The organism is Desulfovirgula thermocuniculi DSM 16036 (assembly GCF_000429345.1).
Lineage (GTDB): Bacteria > Bacillota > Desulfotomaculia > Desulfotomaculales > Desulfovirgulaceae > Desulfovirgula > Desulfovirgula thermocuniculi.
Genome location: NZ_AUBR01000023.1, coordinates 12,872 through 29,235, shown reverse-complemented (window position 1 = coordinate 29,235; position 16,364 = coordinate 12,872). Strand labels below are relative to the sequence as shown.

The following is a 16,364-nucleotide window of genomic DNA, read 5'->3' as shown; positions in this document are numbered from 1 at the left end:
TGCACGAGCTACTGCTTCTTGTAGAGCACGAACTCGCCCTTTTCGTTGACCACGTAGGCGGTGTGCACGGAGCCCAGCCGGTCCCCTTTCTCGTCAAAGGTGATGGGGCCGGTTATCCCCGGAAAGTCCTTCAGCTGGGTGTGGAGGTACTCGGCCAGCTTGACCGGGTCCGTGGACTTGGTCTTCTCAATGGCTTCCACCACCACCCGGAAGGCGTCGGCCATGGTCAGCGTCCAGATGCTCTCCGGCTCCTTGCCGTACTTGGCCTTGTAGTCGGCTATGAACTGCTTGGCCTCTTTGTAGGGCAGGTCCTGCGGCAGCGGCAGGGTGGTGATGATGGCCCCCTTGGCCGCTTCAAGCCCCGCGTTCTTCACAAAGTCCGGGTTGTTGTTGGCGTCCCCGGCCATGAAGACGGCCTTGATCCCCAGCTCCCGCGCCTGGCGCAGCAACAGGCCGCCCTCGGAGAAGTAGCCCGTAAAGTATATTACCTCCGGGTCGAGCCCCTTAATTTTGGTCAGCGTGGAGGTAAAATCCTTCTCTTTAGGCGTGATGGCATCGTTAAATACTACCGTGGCCCCCTTCTCCTTCAAAAACTTCTCCGTCCAGTCGGCCAGGCCCTTGGCGTAGGTGGTGTTGTCGTGGATGAGGGCCACCTTCTTCTTGCCCAGGGTATTCACGATAAAGTCGGCGGCAAACATACCCTGGCGGTTGTCCAAAAAGCAGGTGCGGAAGAACATCTTGTACCCTTTCTCGGTCAGCTTGGTGGCCGTTGAGGAAGGCGTGATGTGCAGGATCTTCGCTTCGTTGTATATCCCCGCTGCAGGCTCCGTGGCCGAGGAGTTATAGGCCCCCAGCACGGCAATTACCTTGCTGGACACCATCTTCTGCGCCACCAGCGAGGCCTCCTTGGGGTCGCCCTTGTCGTCCCCCTGGACGATCTCTATCTTCTTCCCCAGCAGGCCCCCCTTGGCGTTAATCTGCTCCGCCAGCATGGTTACCGCCTTCACAAAGCCCTGGCCCTCCAGGGCCCAGTCACCGGAGATGGGGCCCTGCACCCCTATCTTGATGGTGTCGCTCTTGCCCCCTCCGGCACAACCCGCAGCCGCCACCACCAATGCCGCGGCCACCATCACCACCAGTAGCTTTTTAAGCACCTCTCAAACCCTCCCGCATTTTCTCTTAATTAATCGGCACGCACCAACCCGCAAGCCGCAGACGCACAGCCACCCGAATCCTCCTCAATCCCCCCTTTTACACTTTTTTTAAAGGCCCAAATTTTTAAACAAGTTAGCCAATGTTTAATCATTCGCCATTTTTGCCCCTGATCCTGTCTCAAGTTAAGATGCCGGATGATTTTTTAAAGCCGGGCCCCCGCACGCAACGCCCGGATGTTAAACGCGGCCACCTCCGTGGGAAAGCGCTTTTCAATAGCCTTTTCCAGGGAATCCAGTTTCACTATACCGGTATGAGCCGCCATGGCCCCCAGGGCAACCATGTTTAAAACCTCCGGGCGCCCCATTTCCCGCGCGCGGCGGTAAAAAGGCAGGCCATAACTATGCACCCCCTCCGGCAGGTGCCGGGGAGACACCAGGTCGCGGTCGTAAAAGAGGAACGCCCCTGCCGGCAACAGCGGAACGTACAAATCGTATGCCCTGGGCGTGAGGGCCAGGACCAGGTCCGGCACCTCCACCCCGGGGTAGACAATCTCTCCTGCGCTGATGACCACCTCGGATTGAGAAAAGCCGCCGCGGGAGGCTATGCCGTAAGACTGGGTCTGTGCGGCATTCCTGCCCTCGCAGACCGCCGCCTCGGCCAGCAGCAGGCCGGCCACCACCAGTCCTTGCCCTCCCTCACCGGCCAGAACCACCTGCCAGGTTTCCCTCACTTTCGTTCACCCCTGCCTGAGGCGCGCTGCCTCACCTGCTCGTAGGCGGCCAGGAAATCGGGCTCATCTCTTTCTGCCAGTTTACCGATTAAAATGTAGCCCTCCGGAACTTCGCCGCGGCGCGCAGCCGGAGCGTGCACGCCCAGCGACCTTTCCTTTAGGTAGCGCATCATCTCCGCCGGCGTCCCCAGGCGGTTCCTCCTGCCGTAATGGGTGGGGCAGGGGCTTACCACCTCAAGGAAGGAAAAGCCCTTCTTCGATATGCCCTCGCGCAGGAGCCTCTCCAGGAGCGGGACGTGGTAAACGGTGGCGCGGGCCACCAGGTTTGCCCCCGCAGCATCGGCAATTTTGCATAGGTCAAAGCCACGCTCCGGGTTCCCCAGCGCGGTGGTGGAGGTAACGGCACCCCGGGGGGTGGTGGCGGAGACCTGCCCGCCGGTCATGCCGTAGTTAAAATTGTTGACCACCACGGCGGTTAGGTCCACGTTGCGCCGGGCGGCATGAATGAGGTGGTTGCCGCCTATGGTCGCGCAGTCACCGTCGCCCATGAGCACCAGGACTACCAGCTCCGGCCTGGCCAGCTTGATGCCCGTGGCAAAGGCCAGCGCGCGCCCGTGCGTGGTGTGCAGGGCATTGGTGCGCAGGTAGTCGTCGGCTTTCCCCCAGCAACCTATCCCCGTAACCACCACCACTCTATGGCGGGGCAGCCCCAGCGCCGCCAGCGCGCGGGCCAGGCACCTGAGCACAATGCCGTTCCCGCAACCCGGACACCACATATGGGGGAGCATTTCTTTCTTGATGTATTCCCACCAGGCGTTTCCGGCTAAAGCCCGCATAGCCCCGCCACCTCCTCCAGCCGCGCGGCAATCTCCCCGGGGGTAAACCCCTCGCCGTTGTACTTGTGGAGCCCGTAAACGGGCCTCTCCCCGCCAACCACCCGCTCCACCTCGCAGACAACCTGCCCGTAGTTTAGCTCCGCCACCACCACCGCCTTTGCTCTTCTGGCCAGCAGCTTAACCTCCCTGTCCGGGAAGGGCCACAGGGTTACCAGCTGCAGGACACCCACCTTCAGCTTACCGGCACGCGCCGCCGCCGCCCTGGCCGGTCTCACCGTGCAGCCAAAAGTAACCAGGAGGATGTCCAGCGTACCGTCGCAGCCGTAGCCCTTAACCTGCACCACTTCCTCCCTGTGTGAGGTTATTTTGGTAAAGAGGCGCGCGATTTTCCGCGCGGCGTTTGCCGGGTCGTTGTTGCTGAACCCGTCTTCGCCGTGCATGGAGCTGGTAATGTGAAACACATATTCGCTCCCGAAAGCTGCCAGGGGAGGTACCCCGTCGGCGCCGGGCCTAAAGGGCAGGTACTCATCAGGGGGGCAAAGCGGATACCTGCGGGCCACGATGGGCAACTTTTCCGCCGGGGGCAACTCCACCACTTCCCTGAGGTGGGCGACGATTTCATCGGCCAGCAGTACCACCGGCACCCGGAAACGTTCCGCAAGGTTAAAGGCGGCCACTGTCAGCTCAAAGCACTCCTGCACCGAAGCGGGCGAGAGGGCAATTAAGAGCTGGTCCCCGTGCCGGCCCCACCTGGCCTGCATCACGTCGGCCTGGGCCACCTTGGTAGCCAAGCCCGTGCTGGGGCCCGAGCGCTGCACGTTGACCACGACGCACGGTACCTCCCCCATCACCGCCAGGCCGATATTTTCCTGCATGAGGGAAAAGCCGGGCCCGCTGGTGGCCGTAAAGGCCTTGACGCCGGCAAGGGAGGCCCCAATTACGGCGGCGATGCTGGCAATTTCATCCTCCATCTGCACAAAAATGCCCCCCACTTCGGGCAGGCGCCGGGAGCACACCTCGGCTATCTCGGAGGAGGGCGTAATGGGGTAGCCGGCGTAAAAACGTGCCCCGGCGGCAATGGCTCCCTCGGCAATGGCCTCGTTTCCCTGCATAAACAGGCGCTTACTTCTTTCCACTCTCTCCCACCATACCCAACATTTTTTTAACCACTTCCTCCTCCCACCGTTCCCCGCGCGGTCCTTCTCCCGGGACATACCCCAGGCTACAAGAAAGCTCGCGGGCGGCCCGCTCAACCGCGCGGGCGTACCTGGCAACGTTTTCCCTGCTCACGCGGAACACGGAAAAGGACACCGAAAGCGCCGCCACCACCCGCCCCGTGTAATCCCTCACCGGCGCGGAGATGCAGGCACTCCCCTCATGGTACTCGTTGGCACTAACCGCCACACCCATTTCCCTCGTCCACCGCACCTCCTCCCAGATCGCCTCCGGTGTGGCCGGCGTGCGGGAAGCAAACTTCCGCAGCTCCACCCTGCTCAGGTAGGAGGCAATCTTTTCGTCGGGCAGGGAGGAGAGCAGCATCCGCGAATCGGCCCCGGCGTAGAGAGGCGAGCGCTGGCCTACCGGCACCAGGGTCTGCACCGGGTGAAGGCCCGGCAGGGAAAGAACGCATACCCTCTCCTCGCCGTCAAGAACATCCAGGTAAACCGTCTCCTCCAAGGCATCCCTCAGCCCGCCGAGAACGGGAATGGCCAGCGCAAAAAGGCTGGTGCTGCCCTGGATGGCGCCCACGAAATTAAAGAACTTGTAGCCCAGACGGTACTTCCGGGTAACGGGATTCTGCACCAGGTAGCCCCTCGCCAGCAGAGTCTGCACCAGCCTGCTCACAGTAGGAGGCGGCAGGCGGACCAGGCGGCTTAACTCCGTAATGCCCAGCTCGTGGTTGCGGGGAGTAAAGGCTTCCAGTATGTCGAGGGCCCTGTCCAGCGAGCGGATGCCCGGCATGGGAACCATTCCTTTTTCGTATGGCAAAAAGTAATTTCATTGGCTTAACTTTCTTAACATTATCAACCGATCCCCGCCCGTGTCAAAAGGCCAAAAACAAAATCAGGTCCCCAAACGGACCCTTTTTGCCTTCTTGCGCCCGCTCTTGGTTTCCCTCGCCATGTTACCCGCGGGGGGCACTCACCCGACTGCCACCCCGCCTGAAATGCATGTGTATAAGTGTATAGACATATGATTAAAGGTTGTTTAATTCTTTAAACATGCCGGGCTTCCCGCCCTTCCCTCCACCCGCGGTCCCGGCCTTGTCGGCGGTGGCATATCTTTTGCATGTTAAATTTTTCTGAAAAATAACCTCTGGGGGGAGGCTGGGCCGTGCGGATTGAGCAGCACCCCATTTTGGAGTTCCGCCGCGGCAAAAAGGTAAAGTTCATCTTTGACGGCAAGGAATACGAGGGCTACGAGGGTGAAACCATTGCCGCTGCCCTGCATGCCGCCGGGATCAGGGTCATGCGGGAGAGCCCGGTCCTGCACCGCCCCCGGGGCCTTTTCTGCGCCATCGGCAACTGCTCCTCCTGCCTGATGACCGTCAACGGGGAGCCCAACGTGCGCATCTGCACGGAAAAGCTCCGGGAAGGCATGGTCGTAAACAGCCAGAAAGGAAAGGGAGTCCTTTATGAAAAGAGAAGTTAGGTTTGCGGAAATTGCCGTTGTCGGCGGCGGGCCGGCAGGGCTGTGCGCCGCCCTGGAGGCGGCCAGGGCCGGCGCGCGGGTGGTCCTGCTTGACCGCCAGGATCACCTGGGGGGGCAGCTGATCAAGCAGACCCACCGCTTCTTTGGCTCCAAGAGCCATCGCGCCTCGCAGCGGGGGTTTAAAATTGCCGAGGCCCTTACCCGGGAGGTTGCTTCCCATCCGGCGGTGGAGGTTCACACCGGCGCCACCGTATTTGGCTTTTACGAGGACGGCGTGCTGGGAGTAGAGCAAAAAGGGCGGGTATTTTACCTCAAGCCCGCGCGCGTGATTGTGGCCACGGGAGCAGCGGAGAGAACCCTGGCCTTTCCCAACAACGACCTCCCCGGTATTTACGGCGCCGGGGCGGTGCAAACGCTGGTCAACGTCTACGGCATCCTGCCTGGCAGGCGCGTGCTCATGGTCGGTGCGGGGAATATAGGCGTCATTGTCAGCTACCAGCTCCTGCAGGCGGGCATGGAAGTAGCGGCCATTGTGGAAGCCGCACCGGTCATCGGCGCCTACTGGGTACACGCCGCCAAGGTGCGCCGGGCCGGGGTACCCATTTATACCAGCCACACCATTAAGGAGGCCTACGGCAAGCGCGAGGTTGAGGGTGCCGTCATCTGGCAACTGGACGGGGATGGAAAGCCCATCCCGGGGACGGAAAAAGACCTGGCCGTGGACACCATCTGCCTCTCCGTAGGGCTCTCCCCCCTTATCGAACTCTTAGCCCAGGCCGGCTGCCGGCTCGCCTACGTCCCGGAGCTGGGCGGGCACGTCCCCCTGCGCGACGAAAACCTGCAGACCACCGTGCCCGGCGTTTACGTGGCCGGGGACGCGGCAGGGGTGGAGGAGGCCTCTGCGGCCATGATGGAAGGGGCACTGGCCGGCCTGCACGCCGCCTACAGCCTCGGCTACGGTCAGCAGGACTACGAAGCCCGGCGCGCGGCGATAAGGGAGCAGCTGGAGGCCCTGCGCTCCGGCCCGGTGGGCGAAAAAATCCGCAGGGGACTTTCCAAGGCGATCATCCAGCTATAGCGAGGTGATTCTGGAGATGTTACCGGTAGACGGCATTCCCACCCCCGAGGATATCATGGCCAAGATGCCGCCGCCGGAGCGGCTCGCCCGGGGGCCGGTGGTCATGGTAGAGTGCTTCCAGCAAATTCCCTGCGACCCCTGTACCCATGCCTGCCCCCGCCAGGCCATCCTGCCCATGAAGGACATTAACGAGATACCCCGGGTGGACTACGAGAAGTGCAACGGCTGCGGACAGTGCATTTCCGTATGCCCCGGGCTGGCCCTGTTCGTGGTCGACCTCACTTACAGCGAGGAGGAGGCCCTGGTCAAGCTGCCCTACGAGTTTCTGCCCCTGCCTGCAGAGGGGCAGGTGGTTGCCGGGCTCAACCGGGCGGGGGAAGAGGTCTGCCCGGCCCGGGTGGTCAAGGTGGTGGCCACGGAAAAGATGGACAAAACCGCCGTGATCTGGCTGGCCGTGCCCAAAAACATGGCCATGGAGGTACGGCACCTGAAGGTAAAACCCCGGGGCACGACCGTCATCTGCCGCTGCGAGGACGTAACCCTGGAGGAAATAGAGCACCTCATCAAGGTGGAGGGCGTACGGACCCTGGAGGAAATCAAGAGGCTAAAGCGCTGCGGCATGGGGCCCTGCCAGGGCCGCACCTGCCTGCCCCTCATTGCCCGGGAGATCTACCGCTTGTGCGGCACGGAACCGGACAGCCTGGCCTGGCCCACCTACAGGCCCCCCGTAATTCCCCTGAAGCTGGGTGTTCTGGCCGGAGGAGGCAGCGACGATGCACAGGCATGAGGTCATTATCATTGGCGGCGGAGTCACGGGCTGTGCCATTGCCTATAACCTGGCCGCGCGGGGCTTGAGGGACGTGGCCGTACTGGAGAGGTATTACCTGGCCTCCGGAGCCACGGGGCGCTGCGGGGCGGGCTTCAGGCACCAGTGGGGCACAAAGACCAACTGCCTCCTGGCCAAGCACGCCATTGCCAAGCTGGAAACCCTGGCCGAAGAGCTGGATTACCCGGGAGGAATAGACCTCAAGCAAAAGGGCTATCTCATCCTCGCCTACACGCCGCGCATGGTCGAGCAGTTCAAGAAAAACCTGGCCTTACAGCAGAGCCTGGGTATTGATGCCCGCTGGCTCACACCGGAAGAGGCCAAGGAGATCGTGCCGGTCCTCAACACCGAAGGGCTCCTGGGAGCCACTTACTGCCCCAAGGACGGGCACGCCAACCCTTTCAAGGTCACGGATGCATACGCCCGCGCGGCCAAAAGGCTGGGGGTTAAAATCCACACCTACACGGAAGTCCTGGACATTAAGGTTGAAGGGTCCCTCAAGACCGTGCTCACCAACCGGGGCACTTTCCAGGCACCGGTGGTGGTAAATGCCGCCGGCGGCCATGCCGCCACCATTGGGCGCATGGTGGGGGTGGACCTGCCCATTAAACCGGAAAGGCACCAGATCCTGGTCACCGAGCCCGTGGAGCCCCTGCTGGACCCCATGGTGATCAGCTTCTACCACCACCTCTACTGCCAGCAAACACCCCACGGCAGCTTCGTCATGGGGCTAGGGGACCCCAACGAACCAAAGGAGTACAACGAGCGCTCCAGCTGGCAGTTCCTGGTGCAGATGGCCGGTAAAATTGTGCGCCTGCTGCCGCCGCTGAAAAACTTACGGGTGGTGCGCCAGTGGGCCGGCGTTTACGACATGAGCCCTGACGCCCAGCCCATCCTGTGCGAAGCACCCGAAGTCCCCGGCTTTTTTGTGGCCGCAGGCTTTTCCGGCCACGGGTTCATGATTGCCCCCATGACCGGCCAGCTAATGGCTGAGCTCATTTTGGGCCAGCCCACTTCCCTGCCCGTTGACATGTTCCACCTCTCCCGGTTTTCCCGGGGCGAGCTACTCATCGAACCCTCGGTCGTTTAAAAAGGCTGGTAAGGAGTGATGCGCTTGCTGACCCCCTTTGTTAACGAGCCGCTCACCGATTTTACCCGCGAGGAAAATTACCGGAAAATGAAAGAGGCCCTCGACCACGTGCGCTCCCAGCTGGGGAGGGAGTACCCCCTCATCATCGGGGGCAAGGAGGTTTACACCCGGGAAAAGATCGTCTCCCGCAACCCCTCCTGCCACAGCGAGAGCGTGGGCCTGGTTTCCCGTGCCGACAGAGACTTAGCCCAGCAGGCCGTAGAGGCAGCCGCAAAGGCCTTCCCTGCGTGGAAAAACGTACCGCCAGAGGCCAGGGCACGCTGCCTTTTGAAAGCTGCCGCCATCCTGCGGAGGCGCAAGTTTGAGTTTTCGGCCTGGATCGTGCTGGAGGCCGGGAAAAACTGGGTTGAGGCCGACGCCGACACCGCCGAAGCCATAGACTTCCTGGAGTTTTACGCGCGCGAGATGATGCGCCTCGCCCAGCCACAGCCCCTCACCCCCTACCCCGGAGAGGAGAACATCCTGGAGTACCTTCCCCTGGGCGTGGGCGTGGTCATACCTCCCTGGAATTTCCCTCTGGCCATCCTCGTCGGCACTACCGCCGCCCCCGTGGTGGCCGGAAATACGGTGGTGCTCAAGCCGGCTAGCAACACCCCGGTTATTGCCTATAAATTTATGGAGGTGCTGCGGGAGGCCGGCCTGCCCGGCGGGGTGGTAAACTACCTCCCCGGCAGCGGTGGTGAAGTGGGCGATTTCCTGGTAGGCCACCCCCAGGTGCACTTCATCAACTTTACCGGGTCCAAAGAGGTAGGCCTGCGTATCAACGCCCTGGCCGCCCAGATTGCCCCGGGGCAGAAATGGCTCAAGCGGGTCATTGCCGAGATGGGCGGCAAAGACGCCATCATCATCGACGAGGAGTGCAACTTGGACGAGGCCATAGCCGGCACGCTTGTCTCGGCTTTCGGCTTCTCCGGCCAAAAGTGCTCGGCCTGCTCAAGGCTCATTGTCGTGGGCAAGGTCTACCAGGAGGTCCTGGACCGCCTGGCCGCAAAGGTAGCACTCCTCAAGGTCGGCCCGGCGGATGAGTACGGGGTGGACCTGGGCCCGGTCATCGACCAGGCTTCCTTTAATAAGATCATGCAGTATGTGGAAATAGGCCGCCGCGAAGGACGGCTGCTGGTAGGCGGCAAGGGGGACGACAGCCGGGGCTACTTCATCTGGCCCACCGTGTTTGCCGACGTCCCGCCCGGGGCCCGCATTGCCCAGGAGGAAATTTTCGGGCCCGTCCTGGCCGTTATCCCCGCCCGCGACTTCGACGAGGCCCTGGCCATAGCCAACGACACGGAGTACGGGCTGACGGGCGGAGTTTATTCGTCCAACCGTTTCCACCTAGAAAAAGCCCGCCGGGAATTCCACGTGGGCAACCTCTACTTCAACCGCAAGATTACCGGGGCCCTGGTCGGGGTGCAGCCCTTTGGCGGCTTCAATATGTCCGGCACCAATTCCAAGGCGGGCGGCGGCGATTACCTCAAGCTCTTCATGCAGTCCAAAGTCGTGTCCGAGCGCTTCTAGGTGATCCGGCGCATCTCCTTTAAAATGCCCAGGCGATTCATCTTATAATACAGGGTGCTGCGCGGCAGCCCCAGGAGGCGGGCGGTAAGGGTGCGGTTACCGCCCGCTTCTCTTAACGCCTTGAGGATGAGCTCTTTTTCCGCCTGCTGGGCGGCGGTGGCCAGGTCTTTTGGCGGGGGCTGCTGCTGCACCTGGGCAACACTTAAAGCGTGTTCCTGCAGATACGGGGGCAGGTCCTTTTCGGTTATCACGCTGCCCTCGGCCAGAACCACCATTCTCTCCACGGTATTTTTAAGCTCCCGCACGTTGCCGGGCCAGGAGTAAGAAAGCATGGCCGCCACCACCCCCGGCTCCACCTTAACGATATCTTTATGGTAAATTTGGCAATATTCTTGCAGGAAGCGGTACAGGAGTTCGGGTATGTCCGAGCGCCTCTCCCGCAGGGGTGGCATTTCGATGTTAATAACGTTTAAGCGATAATAGAGGTCCTCCCGGAACCGGCCCGCGGCCACCATTTCCTCCAGCTGGCGGTTGGTGGCGGCAATAATGCGGATGTTCACGCTTACCGGGCGGGAGCCGCCCACGCGGTAAAAGGCCTTTTCCTGCAGTACCCGCAGCAGCTTCACCTGCAAGTTAAGGGGGAGCTCCCCGATCTCGTCCAGGAAAGCCGTGCCCTCGTTGGCCATTTCCAGGAGCCCCGGCTTGCCCCGGGGCCCGGCACCCGTAAACGCCCCCTGCTCGTAGCCGAAAAGCTCGCTTTCAAAAAGCTCGGCGGGGATGGCGCCGCAGTTAACCACCACGAAAGGCTTGCCTGCTCGCTCGCTGGCCTCGTGAATGGCGCGGGCCAACACTTCCTTCCCCGTACCGCTCTCGCCCCGGATGAGCACCGTAGCATCGGTGGGAGCCGCCCGCCGGGCCAGGTCGACCACCGCCTTCAAGCGGGGGTGGTGGCCGTAAAGCTTGGCAAAGGGATCGGGCTTCTTTAAGCCGTTTTTCTGGATAACCTCCCGGAGGTACTTCACCTGGTAGCTGGCCTGGGAAAGGGCGCGGTTCAGCTGGATGATTTCCGTGACGTCCTTTTCCGCCGAAACGCCGCCGATAACCCTACCCTCGCGGCGGATGGGGAGGGAATTAATGAGGACGTGCGTGTCCTGGCAGGGCTGGTGGTACTCCGCGTAAACCTCCTGGTTGTTCCGGCACACGCGGGTTACCACCAGGTTGGTAAAGAAGTTGTGGATGGACCTGCCTAGGATGTCGCCGTCGCTTATGCCGTAGAGCAGTTCCGCCTTGCGGTTCCAGCCGATAACCCTTTCCTGGGTGTCGATGATGCACACGGCATCGTTGGCCGCCCCCAGCACGGCCACGAGGGTGGCCTCCGTATCCAGGAGGAACTCCACCAGCCGCTGCACCACACCCTCCAGGGTAAGCACTCCCAGGATGCGGCCTTCCCGGTCCACCACGGCAATATCCTTTTCCCTTAAGAGGGGAATAACGCTTAAGATATGCTGTTCCAGGACCTCCTCGCCCTTATAGGCACAGTCCCCCGGCTCCCCGCCGGGCGGAATCTTCTGCAGGAACTCCCGCGCCAGCAGTTCTTTCCCCAGGTACATAGCCACGCTCTCCCCCATCACTCCCCCAGGTATGCCTTTCTCACTTCCGGTCTCTCCATGAGCTCTGCTGCCGGGCCCTCCAGGATGATCTCCCCCGTCTGCAATACATAGGCCCGGTGCGCTATGGAAAGGGCCATACGTGCATTTTGTTCTACCAGCAGGATGGTTGTTCCTGCCTCGTTGATTTCTTTGATGATGGAAAATACCTCCCGCACCAGAAGGGGGGCCAGCCCCATGGAAGGCTCGTCCAAGAGCAACATCCTGGGCCGGGACATCAGGGCCCTCCCGATGGCCAGCATCTGCTGCTCGCCGCCGGACAGAGTCCCCGCCAGCTGGTTTTTGCGCTCGGCCAGCCGGGGAAAGCGCTGGAAAACGCGCTCTAAGTTGGCCTTAAACTCCGCCCGGCTGCGGCAGGTATAGGCTCCCATTTCCAGGTTTTCCATTACCGTCATGCGGGCAAACACCCTGCGTCCTTCCGGCACGTGGGTCAGGCCCATGGCCACGATCTGGTGCGGGGAAAGCCTGGTTATCTCCTGCCCCTGGTAAAAAATCTGCCCCTTCCGCGGGCGCAGGAGTCCGGAAACGGTGCGCAGGGTGGTGGTCTTCCCCGCCCCGTTAGCGCCAATGAGGGCGACAATCTCCCCTTCCCTCACCGTAAAGGAAATACCCTTCAGGGCCTCGATTACCCCGTAGGCAACGCTTATTTCTTTTACTTCCAGCACAGCCCTCACACATCCTTCCCCAGGTATGCCTCAATGACCGCCGGGTCCTGCTGCACTTCCGCCGGAGTGCCGTCGGCAATTTTCCGCCCGTAATCCAGCACCGCTACTCTGTCGGCCAGGCTCATGACAAAGTTCATGTCGTGTTCCACGAGAAAAATGGTCACGCCCATCTCTTGAATCCTGCGCACGAGCCGCGCGAGTTCCTGCTTTTCCTGGGGGTTCATGCCTGCCGCCGGCTCGTCCAGCAGGAGCAGCTGGGGCTCGGTGGCCAGGGCGCGGGCAATTTCCAGGCGCCTCTGCTCGCCGTAGGCGAGGTTTTTGGCCAACTCCTCTGCCCTGGACGCCAGGCCTACAAAATCCAGGAGTTCCCTGGCCCGCTCTTCTATCCCCCTCTCCTCTTCCCGCACCCGCCCGAAGGGCAGCAGGGCCCCCAAAACGCCGGCCCGGGCACGGCAGTGCCGGCCTATCTGCACGTTTTCCAGCACCGAAAGGTTGCCGAAAAGGCGGATGTTTTGGAAGGTGCGGGCAATACCGAGGGCCGTTATCCTGTAGGGGGGTAGCCCGGTGATCCTCTCCCCTTTAAAGAAAATCTCGCCGGCGGTGGGCCGGTAAATCCCGGTCACGAGGTTGAAAACGGTGCTCTTGCCGGCGCCGTTTGGCCCGATTAAAGCCCTTATCTCGCCCTTTTCTACGGCCATGCTTACCTGGTCGACGGCCACCAGGCCGCCAAACTGAATGCTCACGTTCTGCAATTCCAGGATGGGTGCCATGTCTTACCCTCCAAACTGCCTAGCCACCGAGGGCCAGTGACTTGGACTTCCTGCGCCGCAAGAGGCGCCGGAAATCTACCCCGCCCAGAAGGCCGTGCGGGCGGAAAATCATCATCACCACCAGCAGGAGGCCGTAAATCATCATGCGGTACTTGGCCATAAAGCGCAGGAATTCCGGGGCCACCGTGAGCACAGCCGTGCCCAGGATGGCTCCGGGAATGCTTCCCAGGCCTCCCAAGACCACAAAGCTCAGGATTTCAAAAGACTTAATGAAGCTAAAATCGTTGGGATTTAAGTATTGCATGAGGTGGGCATAAAAGCCCCCGCTAATGCCGGCCAGAAAGCAGCCAATGCCGAAAGCCTGGACCTTGTACCACATGGCGTTTATGCCCATGGACTCGGCGGCAATCTCGTCCTCCCGGATGGCCTTCAGGGCACGGCCGAAGCGCGAGTTTTCCAGCAGCACTACCGCCGCAATGGCCAGCACCACAAACAGGGTCACATTCACGAGATTCGAGGCGCGGGAAATGCCGGCCAGGCCAATGGCCCCCCCGGTAACCTTCATGTTGGTAAAGGCCACCCTCACGATCTCCCCGAAGCCCAGGGTGGCAATACCCAGGTAGTCACCGGTAAGCCGGAGCACGGGAAGCCCTATCAGCACGCCCCACAGGGCGGCCATAAGCCCCCCCGCCAGGAGGGCGGCTGTAAAAGGCAGGTGGTAATCCCTGGTCAGTATGGCCGCCGTATAGGCGCCTATGCTTAAAAAGGCGGCGTGCCCGAAGGTCAGCTGGCCGCACAGGCCGGTGATGAGGTTTAAGCCCAGGGCGGCAATGATGTATATGCCCACCAGGGTAAGAACCTGTTGGTAGTAAGGGTCGATCAGGCCGGACAACCATTGTTCCATGAGCATCTACACCTTCCTTTGAATTGGCCGTCCCAGCAGGCCGGTTGGCCTTACCAGCAGGATGACGATGAGCAGGGCGAAGGCAATGGCATCCTTGTAGGTGGAAAAACCGGCGGCCACGCCGAAAACTTCAAAAAGCCCCAACAAAAGGCCCCCGATCATGGCCCCAGGGATATTGCCGATGCCGCCCAGAACCGCCGCCACGAAAGCCTTCAGGCCGGCCATCACTCCCATGTAAGGGGAGACGGAATTAAAGTAAATCCCCACCAGCACGCCTCCGGCGGCAGCCAGGGCCGAGCCAATGGCAAAGGTAAAGGAAATGACCCGGTTGATGTTAATGCCCATAAGGCTGGCCGTGTCGTAATCCTCCGAAGCCGCCCGCATGGCCTTGCCGATCTTGGTATACTTGACGATCAACTGCAGCCCGGCCATGAGCACCAGGGACACCAGGAGGATGATGAGCTGGATGCTGGATAATTCCAGGCCCCCCAGCCGCCAGGTGGTCGTCTTCAGGATGGGAGGGAAACCGGTAGCCTGGGGACCCTTCAGCAGGACCATAAAGGTCTCCAAAAAGATGGACACGCCAATGGTGGTAATCAGGAGGTTTAGGCGGGAGGAACGGCGCAGGGGCCTGTAGGCCACCCGCTCGATGGTCACCCCCAGGGCCACGCAGCCGATCATGGCCGCCCCCAGGGTGAGGAAAAAGTTGTTGGAAACCAGCCCCGCTACGGCCACGCCGATAAAGGCGCCGATCATGTAGATATCGCCGTGGGCAAAGTTAATCAGTTGGATGATCCCGTAAACCATGGTATAACCCAGGGCAATCAGCGCGTAGGTGGCGCCGAGCGTCAGGCCGTTGATAAACTGCTGTATGAGCATTTTACGGCTACCTCCTGCCAAATTGGCGGGGGCGGGGCCGCTTGACAGACCCCGCCCCTTTTGCGCCCCGCTAGGACTGGGGTGCTTCCACGGGAATGGCCTTCTTCAGGACGAACTCCTGGTTCTTTACCTCCAGGAGGTAAACCGGGCTCTTAACCGGCTTGCGGTCGATGCGGAAGGTCAGCGTGCCGGAAACGCCGGGGAAGTCCTTGGTCTTGGCCAGGACGTCCTTAAACTTGGAGGGATCCGTGCTGTTGGCCTCCTTCATGGCCTTGGCCAGGAGCATCACCGCATCGTAGCCCTGTGCCGAGAACATGTCGGGCAGCTTGTTGTCGTTTGCCGCCTGGTATTTCTTGATGAACTCCTTGGCTTGCGGGGAGGCGTTGGCCGGGTCGGCAGCAAAGCCGGCGTAAACCATGGTCCCCTCCACCGCCTCGCCTCCCAGCTTCCAGAGGACGGGCGAAAGCAGGCCGTCACCGCCGGCCATCTTAATGTTGAGGCCCTGCTTGCGTACTTCCTTCATGAAAAGGCCGCCTTCGGTGTAGTAGCCGGTGAAGATTATCCCGTCCGGCTTGGCCTGCTTAATGCGCGTCACCTGGGCGCTGAAGTCCTGGTCGCCGTCCTGGATGCTCACTTTTTCCACAACCTGTGCGTTCAGCTTGGAGAGGGCATATTCAAAGATCTTGGTGAGGCCGACGCTATAGTCGTTGTTGGTGGAGGTGACAATGGCCACCTTTTTCCAGCCCAGCTCTTCGACCAGGTACTTGGCCACCGCCGGGGCAGCTACCTCGTCCAGGAGGGTATTCCGGAAGATGTAGTCGCCGATTTCCTCCACGCCCGGGCCCACCGCGCCGGCGGAAATGAGGACCACCTTATTTTGCTGGCAAATGGGGCCGGCCAGCTTGGTCTTGCCGGTGGTGGGGTCACCCACAATGGCCACCACGCGGTCCTTGCTGATCAGCTTCTGCACCACGCTGGCCGCTTCGCTGAGCTTGCTGCCGTGATCGGCCTCCACAATCTCCACTTTCTTGCCCAAAATGCCGCCCTGCTTGTTCAGTTCCTCGGCGGCCATCTTCATGCCTTTCAGGGTTTCCACGCCGTAGCTGGCCTCATTACCCGTCAGGGCGCCCAGGAAACCGATCTTTATGGTGTCCCCTTCGGCCTCCTTTGCGCCCTTGTCGGCTGCCTTGCCCCCGCCGCAGCCGGCTGCCAGGAAGGCCACCAGCAGGAGGCCCAGCAAAACCAGCCATATGCTCTTTTTCCGCAACACAGGTCCTCCTCTCCCACTCTTTTTTATAGTCTTTTACGGTCTAAAGGCCTTTCCGGAAAACATACCAGAGTTGCACCCGTGCCCGCCGGCTCCCACCCTCTTCCTTGTCTGAAAATTCTTTTTGCACAGTGAAATGTAATTCGACATGGGGACAACTAAATCCTCTTAAAACAATAAAAATTTTGGTTTATTTTCTAAACCCCTGATCAGGGTGTGTCTAATTCTATGAACACAAGAGATTTTTATCACTCCCGCACCAATCATTTAATT

The 16,364-nt window shown here is 61.0% G+C and carries 16 protein-coding genes; 5 read left to right on the top strand and 11 right to left on the bottom strand.

All coding sequences use genetic code 11. The features are described 5' to 3' along the window. Positions 1 to 8 precede the first annotated feature (8 nt). The 5 genes from G454_RS0106800 to G454_RS0106780 all read right to left on the bottom strand — a co-directional run bounded on the left by G454_RS0106800 (position 9) and on the right by G454_RS0106780 (position 4,692). Complete coding sequence (locus G454_RS0106800) at positions 9 to 1,154, bottom strand: branched-chain amino acid ABC transporter substrate-binding protein (protein ID WP_027718019.1); 1,146 nt, start codon at positions 1,152 to 1,154, stop codon at positions 9 to 11. A 203-nt stretch (positions 1,155 to 1,357) separates the two neighbouring features. After that, on the bottom strand, positions 1,358 to 1,885 hold the full coding sequence (locus G454_RS0106795) for a 2-oxoacid:acceptor oxidoreductase family protein (RefSeq protein WP_027718018.1): 528 nt from the start codon (positions 1,883 to 1,885) through the stop codon (positions 1,358 to 1,360). Further along, positions 1,882 to 2,721: a thiamine pyrophosphate-dependent enzyme gene (locus G454_RS0106790; protein ID WP_027718017.1), complete on the bottom strand. Its 840-nt coding sequence runs from the start codon at positions 2,719 to 2,721 to the stop codon at positions 1,882 to 1,884. Before G454_RS0106790 ends, G454_RS0106795 begins: the two co-directional genes overlap by 4 nt. Continuing rightward, the gene (locus G454_RS0106785; protein ID WP_027718016.1) at positions 2,709 to 3,857 is read right to left on the bottom strand and encodes a 2-oxoacid:acceptor oxidoreductase subunit alpha; all 1,149 of its coding nucleotides are present in this window, start codon (positions 3,855 to 3,857) and stop codon (positions 2,709 to 2,711) included. Before G454_RS0106785 ends, G454_RS0106790 begins: the two co-directional genes overlap by 13 nt. Next, positions 3,844 to 4,692 (bottom strand): IclR family transcriptional regulator, encoded by an 849-nt coding sequence (locus G454_RS0106780; RefSeq protein ID WP_084413325.1) that lies wholly within the window; start codon positions 4,690 to 4,692, stop codon positions 3,844 to 3,846. The genes G454_RS0106785 and G454_RS0106780 overlap by 14 nt, the downstream gene beginning before the upstream one ends. A 363-nt stretch (positions 4,693 to 5,055) precedes the next feature. Here G454_RS0106780 and G454_RS0106775 point away from each other — a divergent pair, with 363 nt between their 5' ends. Genes G454_RS0106775 through pruA form a run of 5 tightly spaced genes read left to right on the top strand, consistent with a single transcriptional unit; the run spans position 5,056 to position 9,939 of the window. Next, entirely contained in the window at positions 5,056 to 5,373 is a 318-nt protein-coding gene (locus tag G454_RS0106775; RefSeq protein ID WP_027718014.1) for a (2Fe-2S)-binding protein, read from the top strand. Then, a complete protein-coding gene (locus G454_RS0106770; RefSeq protein ID WP_027718013.1) occupies positions 5,357 to 6,451 on the top strand; it encodes an NAD(P)/FAD-dependent oxidoreductase in 1,095 nt (364 codons plus the stop codon). Before G454_RS0106775 ends, G454_RS0106770 begins: the two co-directional genes overlap by 17 nt. Positions 6,452 to 6,455: 4 nt before the next feature. Beyond that, positions 6,456 to 7,238: a (2Fe-2S)-binding protein gene (locus G454_RS22050; protein WP_211229997.1), complete on the top strand. Its 783-nt coding sequence runs from the start codon at positions 6,456 to 6,458 to the stop codon at positions 7,236 to 7,238. Further along, positions 7,225 to 8,367: an NAD(P)/FAD-dependent oxidoreductase gene (locus G454_RS0106760; protein WP_027718011.1), complete on the top strand. Its 1,143-nt coding sequence runs from the start codon at positions 7,225 to 7,227 to the stop codon at positions 8,365 to 8,367. Before G454_RS22050 ends, G454_RS0106760 begins: the two co-directional genes overlap by 14 nt. A gap of 18 nt (positions 8,368 to 8,385) precedes the next feature. Further along, positions 8,386 to 9,939 (top strand): L-glutamate gamma-semialdehyde dehydrogenase, encoded by a 1,554-nt coding sequence (gene pruA / locus G454_RS0106755; RefSeq protein ID WP_211229996.1) that lies wholly within the window; start codon positions 8,386 to 8,388, stop codon positions 9,937 to 9,939. Here the strand turns inward: pruA and G454_RS18075 are convergent. The 6 genes from G454_RS18075 to G454_RS0106725 all read right to left on the bottom strand — a co-directional run bounded on the left by G454_RS18075 (position 9,936) and on the right by G454_RS0106725 (position 16,094). Continuing rightward, on the bottom strand, positions 9,936 to 11,549 hold the full coding sequence (locus tag G454_RS18075; protein ID WP_035107244.1) for a sigma-54 interaction domain-containing protein: 1,614 nt from the start codon (positions 11,547 to 11,549) through the stop codon (positions 9,936 to 9,938). The two genes, pruA and G454_RS18075, sit on opposite strands and share 4 nt — an antisense overlap. Positions 11,550 to 11,566: 17 nt before the next feature. Further along, a complete protein-coding gene (locus tag G454_RS0106745) occupies positions 11,567 to 12,271 on the bottom strand; it encodes an ABC transporter ATP-binding protein (RefSeq protein WP_027718009.1) in 705 nt (234 codons plus the stop codon). Positions 12,272 to 12,276: 5 nt separating this feature from the next. After that, the gene (locus G454_RS0106740) at positions 12,277 to 13,041 is read right to left on the bottom strand and encodes an ABC transporter ATP-binding protein (protein ID WP_027718008.1); all 765 of its coding nucleotides are present in this window, start codon (positions 13,039 to 13,041) and stop codon (positions 12,277 to 12,279) included. A gap of 19 nt (positions 13,042 to 13,060) precedes the next feature. Next, the gene (locus tag G454_RS0106735; protein ID WP_027718007.1) at positions 13,061 to 13,951 is read right to left on the bottom strand and encodes a branched-chain amino acid ABC transporter permease; all 891 of its coding nucleotides are present in this window, start codon (positions 13,949 to 13,951) and stop codon (positions 13,061 to 13,063) included. Then, a complete protein-coding gene (locus G454_RS0106730) occupies positions 13,952 to 14,824 on the bottom strand; it encodes a branched-chain amino acid ABC transporter permease (protein ID WP_027718006.1) in 873 nt (290 codons plus the stop codon). It abuts the gene before it with no gap. 70 nt (positions 14,825 to 14,894) lie between these two features. After that, positions 14,895 to 16,094 (bottom strand): ABC transporter substrate-binding protein, encoded by a 1,200-nt coding sequence (locus G454_RS0106725; protein ID WP_425387439.1) that lies wholly within the window; start codon positions 16,092 to 16,094, stop codon positions 14,895 to 14,897. Positions 16,095 to 16,364 lie beyond the last annotated feature (270 nt).